Here is a 7,095-nt window from a genome sequence, read left to right as displayed (position 1 = left end):
GGCCAGGCGCGAGGTCGCGCCGGCGCGGGCGCGGTCGCGCGCGAGCGCCAGCGCCGTCCATTGGCCGGACAGCGTGACGCGCGGCCCGGAGGTGCCGGCCTCGATCCGCAAACCGGGCGGGGTATCGAAGTCCAAGGAACGAATATCAGACGGAAAGTGAACTGGGGCCATTGTAGCGGGCGCGCGCCCGACCGGTCTTTTCACTGGATACGGCGCGCGACCGCGAGGTTCGCACGCCGCCCGGCGCCGGCCCCACTACAATACAGCCATGACCGATACCCTTTTTCCCCCTCCGAACGCCGGCGCCGCGCCGGAGAGCGGCGACTGGCGCATCGACCGCGACCGCGCGCGGGCCGGCGGCGCGAGCGCGATTCCGTCCGAGGCGCTCGAGATCGTCGACGAGACGGCCTCCACCAACACGGACCTGATGGCGCGCATGAAAGCGCTGCCGCGCGAGCGTGTCGCCTTGGGCGTGCATGCGGTGCGGGCGGCCTACCGGCAAACGGCGGGCCGAGGGCGGCAAGGCCGCACGTGGCAAACGAAGCCGGGACACGCGCTCACGTTCTCGCTCGCGTGCGTGCTGCCGCGCCCGCTGGCGGGTCTCGCGGGTCTAAGCCTCGCGACCGGCGTCGCCGTCGCCGAGGCGCTCGGACGCTTGACCCCGAGCGAAGCCGCGCGAGTGCGGCTCAAATGGCCGAACGACGTGCTGCTGGACGGCCGCAAGCTTGCCGGCATCTTGATCGAAACAGCCTGGAGCACCGCAAGCGCCAGTGCTGTCGTCATCGGCGTCGGCATCAACGTGCGGCGCGACGAAGCGCTCGAAGCCGAACTGGAAGCGGCCGCGTCCAGCCTGCCCGCTCAAGCCCGCGGCACCCCGCCCGCGGCGCTCTCGCAGGCGCTGCCCAATGCGAATTTGACCGACACCCTCGCCGTCGTCGTCAAGGCGCTCACGGAGATGATCGAGCGTTTCGGCGCGCATGGCTTCGCCGCCTTCGTCGATCGCTGGAATGCGTACCACGCCTATGCGAACCGCGAAGTCGTCCTGATCGAGAAAGGTGTGGAGTTCGCACGCGGCACGGCAACGGGTGTCGACGCGTCCGGGCAACTTCTGCTCGCCACCGCTACCGGCACGCAGGCCATCGCGACGGGTGACGTCTCGCTGCGGCTCGCCGGCGAGGCGCCATGACGGGCCGCGCGCCGCACCTGCTGATCGATGCCGGCAACAGCCGCATCAAATGGGCGCTCGTCGACGGCCGCGGGGCGTCCGTGGGCGGCGGTATATTGGCGCATACGCTCGAGGCCGAGACGGATTCCGACTGGGCGGGGCTCGACGCGCCGGCCGGCGCCTGGATCTCGAACGTGGCGGGCGAAGCCGTGGCCGAGCGGCTAACGGCGCTGCTCGATACGCATTGGCCGGATTTGCCGCGCACGTTCATCCGCGCCCGCGCGCGGCAATGCGGCGTAGTCAACGGCTACGGCGCCCCGGAGCTGCTAGGCAGCGATCGATGGGCCAGCCTCATCGGAGCACGTGCCGCGTTTCCGGGCGAAGCGCTGTTGATCGCCACGCTCGGCACCGCGACGACGTTGGAAGCGCTGACGGCGGACGGCCGATTCGTGGGTGGCATGATCGCGCCCGGATGGGCGCTGATGATGCGCTCGCTGGGCGAGCATACGGCCCAATTGCCCACGTTGGCCGCGGACTCGGCGCGCACGCTCGTCGGCGAGCTACCCGCGCGACATGCGTTCGCGACCGACACGCGCCATGCGATCGCGTGCGGTTCGCTGTTCGCTCAGGCCGGGCTCCTCGAGCGCGCGTGGCGCGACCTGTCGCGCGCTTGGGACGTACCGGTTAGGCTCGTCGTCGGCGGCGGCGCGGCGGACGAGATCACCCAGGCGCTCGACGTGCCGCATACGCGCCACGACTCCCTGGTGTTGGCGGGGCTCGCGCTGATCGCGGCGCAAGATGCGGCGGATTGCTCGCAAAACGGATGTGAACGATAGGGAGACGTGACGATGTTGCGTTGGCTAATCGCCATTTTGTTGCTTGCGAATATGATCGCGTTCGCGCTCGCGAGCGGCATGCTCGGGCCGCTGCCGGCGGCCGGGCCGATCGAGTCGAATCATATCGAACGGCAGGTTCATCCCGAATGGCTGAAGGCAACGCCGATCAGCGAGGCCCAGTCGGCCGAGCAAGTCATCATCGGTCAGCCCGATCCGTCGCCGGCCCTGAACGCGGCGCCGCTCGGCGGCTAAGCACGCCGCACGCCCGATGACGCGGCTCAGGCTGTGCCGGCTTGGGCGCGTACTTTCTTGAGCAATGCCGTCGTGGAGCGCTCGTGTTCGAACGCGATCGCCAGCGCCCGGCCGCCCCAACCGCGCACGATCGCCGATTCGGGTAGCGCGTCCATGTCGTAGTCGCCGCCTTTGACGAGCACGTCGGGGCGCAGCGCGCGGATGAGTTCGACCGGCGTGCGCTCCTCGAACGGCACGACCCAATCCACGGATTCGAGCGAGGCAAGCAGCGCCATCCGGTCATCCTCGACGTTGATCGGACGGTCGTCGCCCTTGCCGAGCATGCGCACCGAGGGGTCGCTATTGACGCCGACGATCAGCGTGGCGCCGTGCGCTTTCGCGCGCGCAAGGTAGGTCACATGACCGCGGTGCAGGATGTCGAACACGCCGTTCGTGAAGACGACGGGGCCGGCAAGGGTGTCGCGCCGGGCCGAGAGCGCTTCGCGCGTGGTGATTTTGCGTTCGAACGAGACGGGAGACATGGGCTTGAGGCAGGCCGCGTTAAGCGGCCTGATGCTCGGCCGAACCCGCGGCCTGTAGGCGCGCAGCGACTTCCTTGCGATAGCGGTTCAGTTCCTGAGCCGTCGTAAACGTGCGCTCGAACAGCAGCGAGAGGTTGTGCAAGATGCGCTCGACCACCTTCTTTTCCCAGCCGTCGTCGAAACGGATCTGCTCGTCGAGCCAACGCTCGAGCCATTCGGGATCGGGCAGGCGCGATTGGATCGTGTCGCGCGGGAACAGATCGCGATTCACGTGCAAATTGGTGGGGTGCAGCGGCTTTTCGGTCCGGCGCGCCGAAGCCATCAAGACGCCGATCTTCGAGAACGCCGCGCGCGCGACGTCGCCGCAGTTGTTCAGCGCTTTCTTCATGTAACGCAAATAGGCGCCGCCGTGGCGCGCCTCATCGCGCGAGATCGTCTCGTAAATATGTTTGATCACGGGCTCCGTGTGCCATTCGGCGGCGCGGCGATACCAGTGATTCAGGCGGATTTCGCCGCAAAAGTGCAGCATCAGCGTTTCGAGCGGCGGGGCCGGGTCGAACTCGAAGCGCACGGCGTGCAGCTCCTCTTCGGTCGGCACCATCTCGGGCTTGAAGCGGCGCAGGTACTCCATCAAGACCAGCGAATGCTTTTGCTCCTCGAAAAACCACACGCTCATGAACGCCGAGAAGTCGCTGTCGTGGTGGTTGTCGCGTAGGAACATCTCCGTGGCCGGCAGCGCCGACCATTCCGTGATCGCGTTCATTTTGATCGTCGTGGCCTGCTCGTCGGTCAGCAGCGACGGATCGAACTTGTCCCAGGGAATGTCCTTCTCCATATCCCATCGGACCGATTCCAGCGATTTATAAAGTTCCGGATAAAGCATGGTGTTCATAGGTCCCACCCCTGGTCTGCCCATTGCAACTCGTATGACTATTGCCGCGCGCGGCCGCTCGCCGCACCGTGCGGCGAAAAGCACACAATTTTACGCTGCGATCGTATCCATTTATTGACCGAACTCAAGGCCGCCGGTGCGACCGGTGCCGCGCGTGTGCACATCGCCCGGCGCTGAGCCCCGGAGATGATCGAACGCGGCGCCGCGCCTCGCGCCGAGCCCTTGCCTTGCAGTGTCCGGAGGACGGCGGCGCAACGACCAACCGCGATCATGGTTTTTGGGTGTTCGCCCACGGATCGAAAGCTTTGAAATGATAGCATGCGCCGCCGGCGTCGCCGCCCGCTTCGAGGAACGTCCGACGCGCCGCCACAACGGCGGCGCGTCGGCTCATGGCAATGCGCGGGGGCGCTCGGCGCCCGTCCGCGCTGCGCCCGCCGGCTCTTGCTCGAGGGTCGCGCGAATCCAATCGGCCAGCCGTTCGCGCTGCGCAAGCGCGTCGCGAAACCCGAGTTCGATCAGTTCGGCCGCGAATTCCGCCTCGAACAGCAGATAGCTCGCGAACGACGCGCCGGCGGCCCGGTTGCCGCCGACGGCGCCCAGCAGCCCGCGCACCGTGAGCGGCAGACGCTTTAGATGGCGCGCGGCCACGAGTTCGATGCGCTCACTGGGCGCGATCGGCAATACATCGACATGGCGCCAGCCGCTCTCGGGTTCGATCTGCTGCGGCAGGTGACGAATCATGCCGTTGATATGCTCGATGCGTTCGATATCGGCGCCGATCGAGTCGAGAAAGACGCTGGCGAGCACTTGTTGGCCGATTTGCGCGAGCGAGGGATAACCGCTCTCGATGCCCGCCGCCGGCACTTCGGGGCGCGGCGCCGCCGCCCCGAGCACGACGATGCGCTGCGCGCCGAAATGAATCGCGGGGCTCAGCGGCGCGATTTGCCGAATAGAGCCGTCGCCGAAGTACTCGATGCAGCCGTCGAGCTCGAGCGGCACCGCCGGGAAGAGAAACGGGATCGCCGACGACGCCAGCAAATGCGCGGGCGTGAGCGATACCATGCGCGCCCCTCGCTGCGCCCGCCGCCAAGACTGGATCGGCTCCTCCGCCTGATAGAACGTCAAATGCCTGCCGCTCGAATAACTGAGCGCCGTGATCGACAAGGCGTGCAACGCATGCGCATCGAGCATTTCGCCGATGCGCGCGAAATCGAGCGCGCCGTGCAGCAAAGCGGCGAGCGGGCTATTGTCGAAGAGCGCCCGCGGCGAGCGCCGCACGGCCCAGCCGAAACTCATCGCCGCGAGCCATCGCGCGCCGGCGGCCGCCACCCCGCGCCAATCGGTGCGATAGACCTGCGCCGCGCGGATATGCGACCAAAAATCGATGAGCCGGCCGACGCCCAATGCGAGGTCGTCCGCGTGACTGGCGATCGAGGCGGCATTGATGGCGCCGGCCGACGTGCCGCATACGATCGTAAACGGCGAGGCGCGCCGCTCCGGCGCGATCTCGCGCGCGAGTTGCGCCAGCGCCTTGAGGGCGCCCACTTGGTAAGCGGCGCGCGCGCCGCCTCCCATCAAAACCAGCGCCAGACGCACGGTACGCACCCCAGCGAAAAACCAGGCAGGACTCGCGAGCGGCAATCGAAGCGGCTCACTCGCGGCCTGCCCGTATCGACGTCATTTTTCCCCGCGCGCGGCGCTGCCCGGCCGTGAGGCGGGTTTCGCCGCGGGTTTGCGTGCGGCCGGCCGTTTCGCGGCAGGCTCGGGAGCCGCCTTGGCCGAGCCGCCCGCGGCCCGAGTGCCGGCCGCGCCGCCGGCCTTTTTCGACGATGCCGGTTTCGCATCGCCCTCGCCTTGCTCGCCGGCCGCGCCCGGCTGCGTCATCGCAAACGCCGCCAATTGATTGAATTGCGACTGCAACAGATTCCACCAACTCGACGGGTCGAACGCACCACCGGCCGGCGCGTCTGCGCTTTGCTGCGCGTCGCCGGCGGCACTCGCATCGCTATCGCCGGCGCTGGATGCCGCCTGAGCCGCGCTCGCTCGCGCCGCCGAGCCGGGCCCCGCCGCGCTGTCGGACTGCGTGCTCGACGACGTGCTCCACGGCGAAGGGGAGCTCGGTTGCGCGCTCCCGCCATCGGTCGCTTGAGTCATCGAGGCCTGCGCGAACGCACCGAACGCGCGCAGCGTGGAGAGCGTCGCACGCTGCACCTCGAGCGCCTGAATCGCCGACTGCAGCATGTTCAAGTTCAACTTCAGCCATTGCTCGACGGCGCGCATATCCGTGATGCGCTTATCGAGTTCCTCGACGCTCATGAGCGGCGACATCATGTCCGACATCGCGGTCAGCGGCGAGCCGAAGCCTTGCGCCGTGCCGGGCTGCATCCCGGGGAACGCCGCACCGAACGGCGTGAGGCGCATCATGTCCCACATCTTGTCGAGCATCTCGGCGGGCGGAAAACCGGGAAAGCCCGGGAAAGGCGGTTTGTCGCCTGCGGTATCGGTCATGAACGGCTCCTCGGATACAGTGAAATGTCGTCAAAAAGCGTATAGCGTTCAGCCCGCTTCGCCGCTGCCCGGAAACCGAGGCGCGCGCCGCTCGCGCAGCGACTCGATGCCTTCGCGTACGTCCGGGCCGGAAAACCCCATGAATTCGAGCGCCAACGACGTATCGAAGGTCGGCCCGGCCATGCGCAGCCAATTGTTGAGCGCGTATTTGGTCCAGCGAATGGCGCTTTGCGAGCCTTGCGCGAGCCGCGTCGCCACCTCGAACGCGCGCGGCTGCAAATCGTCCGGTTCGACGGCGAGCGATACGAGCCCGATGCGCTCGGCTTCCGCCCCGCTCACGGCCTCGCATAGCAACAGGTAGTACTTCGCCTTGGCCATGCCGCACAACAGCGGCCACACGATGGCGGCATGATCGCCGGCGGCCACGCCCAAACGCGTGTGCCCGTCGATGATGCGCGCGTCGGTGGCCGCGATCGATACATCGGCCAGCAAGCCCGCGACGAGCCCGGCGCCCACGGCGGGGCCGTGCATCGCCGAGACGATCGGCTTGCTGCAGTTGATGACGTTGTAGACGAGGTCGCGGGCCTCGCGCCAGACGCGCGAGCGCACGTCGAAGTCGTCGGCCATCTGCTCGACGAGGCCAAGGTCGCCGCCCGCGGAGAAGCCTTTGCCTTCGCCGCGTATCACCGCGACGCGCGTATGCGGGTCGCGGTCGACATCGCGCCAAATCTCGGCCAGTTCGCGATGCATGCGGTCGTCCGCGGCGGCCAGGCCGCTCTTGTTCATCCCCTCGCCGCTCATGACGATTTCGAGCACGCCGTGAGGATGGCGCTTGAACCGCAGCGAGTGGTAGTGCGCGTAATGCTTCAAGTCTTCGGCAGGCGTCGTATCGGTCATCCGTGTCGGCTCTTTAAGGGTATC

At 67.6% G+C, this 7,095-nt stretch carries 8 protein-coding genes and 1 pseudogene; 3 read left to right on the top strand and 6 right to left on the bottom strand.

Annotated features, from left to right (window positions below; genetic code table 11):
• A pseudogene (locus DXT59_RS31020) lies at nt 1-135 on the bottom strand (ABC transporter permease); the annotation flags it as partial.
• A 133-nt stretch (nt 136-268) separates the two neighbouring features.
• Here DXT59_RS31020 and DXT59_RS00165 point away from each other — a divergent pair.
• The 3 genes from DXT59_RS00165 to DXT59_RS00155 are packed head-to-tail and all read left to right on the top strand — an operon-like array spanning nt 269 to nt 2,253.
• The gene (locus DXT59_RS00165) at nt 269-1,186 is read left to right on the top strand and encodes a biotin--[acetyl-CoA-carboxylase] ligase (RefSeq protein WP_116134763.1); all 918 of its coding nucleotides are present in this window, start codon (nt 269-271) and stop codon (nt 1,184-1,186) included.
• Nucleotides 1,183-2,001 carry a type III pantothenate kinase gene (locus DXT59_RS00160; protein WP_116134761.1) on the top strand — a complete coding sequence of 273 codons (819 nt, stop codon included), beginning with the start codon at nt 1,183-1,185 and terminating at the stop codon, nt 1,999-2,001. The genes DXT59_RS00165 and DXT59_RS00160 overlap by 4 nt, the downstream gene beginning before the upstream one ends.
• Before the next feature lie 12 nt (nt 2,002-2,013).
• The gene (locus DXT59_RS00155; protein WP_116134759.1) at nt 2,014-2,253 is read left to right on the top strand and encodes a hypothetical protein; all 240 of its coding nucleotides are present in this window, start codon (nt 2,014-2,016) and stop codon (nt 2,251-2,253) included.
• A 26-nt stretch (nt 2,254-2,279) separates the two neighbouring features.
• Here DXT59_RS00155 and rfaE2 read toward each other — a convergent pair whose 3' ends face one another.
• From rfaE2 to DXT59_RS00125, 5 genes are all read right to left on the bottom strand, one after another.
• Nucleotides 2,280-2,774 carry a D-glycero-beta-D-manno-heptose 1-phosphate adenylyltransferase gene (gene rfaE2 / locus DXT59_RS00150; RefSeq protein ID WP_116134757.1) on the bottom strand — a complete coding sequence of 165 codons (495 nt, stop codon included), beginning with the start codon at nt 2,772-2,774 and terminating at the stop codon, nt 2,280-2,282.
• A gap of 19 nt (nt 2,775-2,793) precedes the next feature.
• The gene (locus tag DXT59_RS00145) at nt 2,794-3,657 is read right to left on the bottom strand and encodes a ferritin family protein (protein WP_205417352.1); all 864 of its coding nucleotides are present in this window, start codon (nt 3,655-3,657) and stop codon (nt 2,794-2,796) included.
• Nucleotides 3,658-4,053: 396 nt separating this feature from the next.
• Nucleotides 4,054-5,262, bottom strand: coding sequence for a patatin-like phospholipase family protein (locus tag DXT59_RS00135; RefSeq protein WP_116134773.1), 1,209 nt, complete (start codon nt 5,260-5,262; stop codon nt 4,054-4,056).
• Between the two features lie 81 nt (nt 5,263-5,343).
• Nucleotides 5,344-6,174, bottom strand: coding sequence for a PhaM family polyhydroxyalkanoate granule multifunctional regulatory protein (locus tag DXT59_RS00130; RefSeq protein WP_116134751.1), 831 nt, complete (start codon nt 6,172-6,174; stop codon nt 5,344-5,346).
• 48 nt (nt 6,175-6,222) lie between these two features.
• Nucleotides 6,223-7,071, bottom strand: a complete 849-nt coding sequence (locus DXT59_RS00125; RefSeq protein ID WP_205417351.1) for an enoyl-CoA hydratase/isomerase family protein — start codon at nt 7,069-7,071, stop codon at nt 6,223-6,225.
• Between the last annotated feature and the right edge of the window lie 24 nt (nt 7,072-7,095).

The sequence above is a fragment of the Trinickia diaoshuihuensis genome, from assembly GCF_003390925.1.
Classification (GTDB): domain Bacteria; phylum Pseudomonadota; class Gammaproteobacteria; order Burkholderiales; family Burkholderiaceae; genus Trinickia; species Trinickia diaoshuihuensis.
Note: the sequence above shows the minus strand (reverse complement) of the source record. Positions and strands in the feature narration are given on the sequence as shown.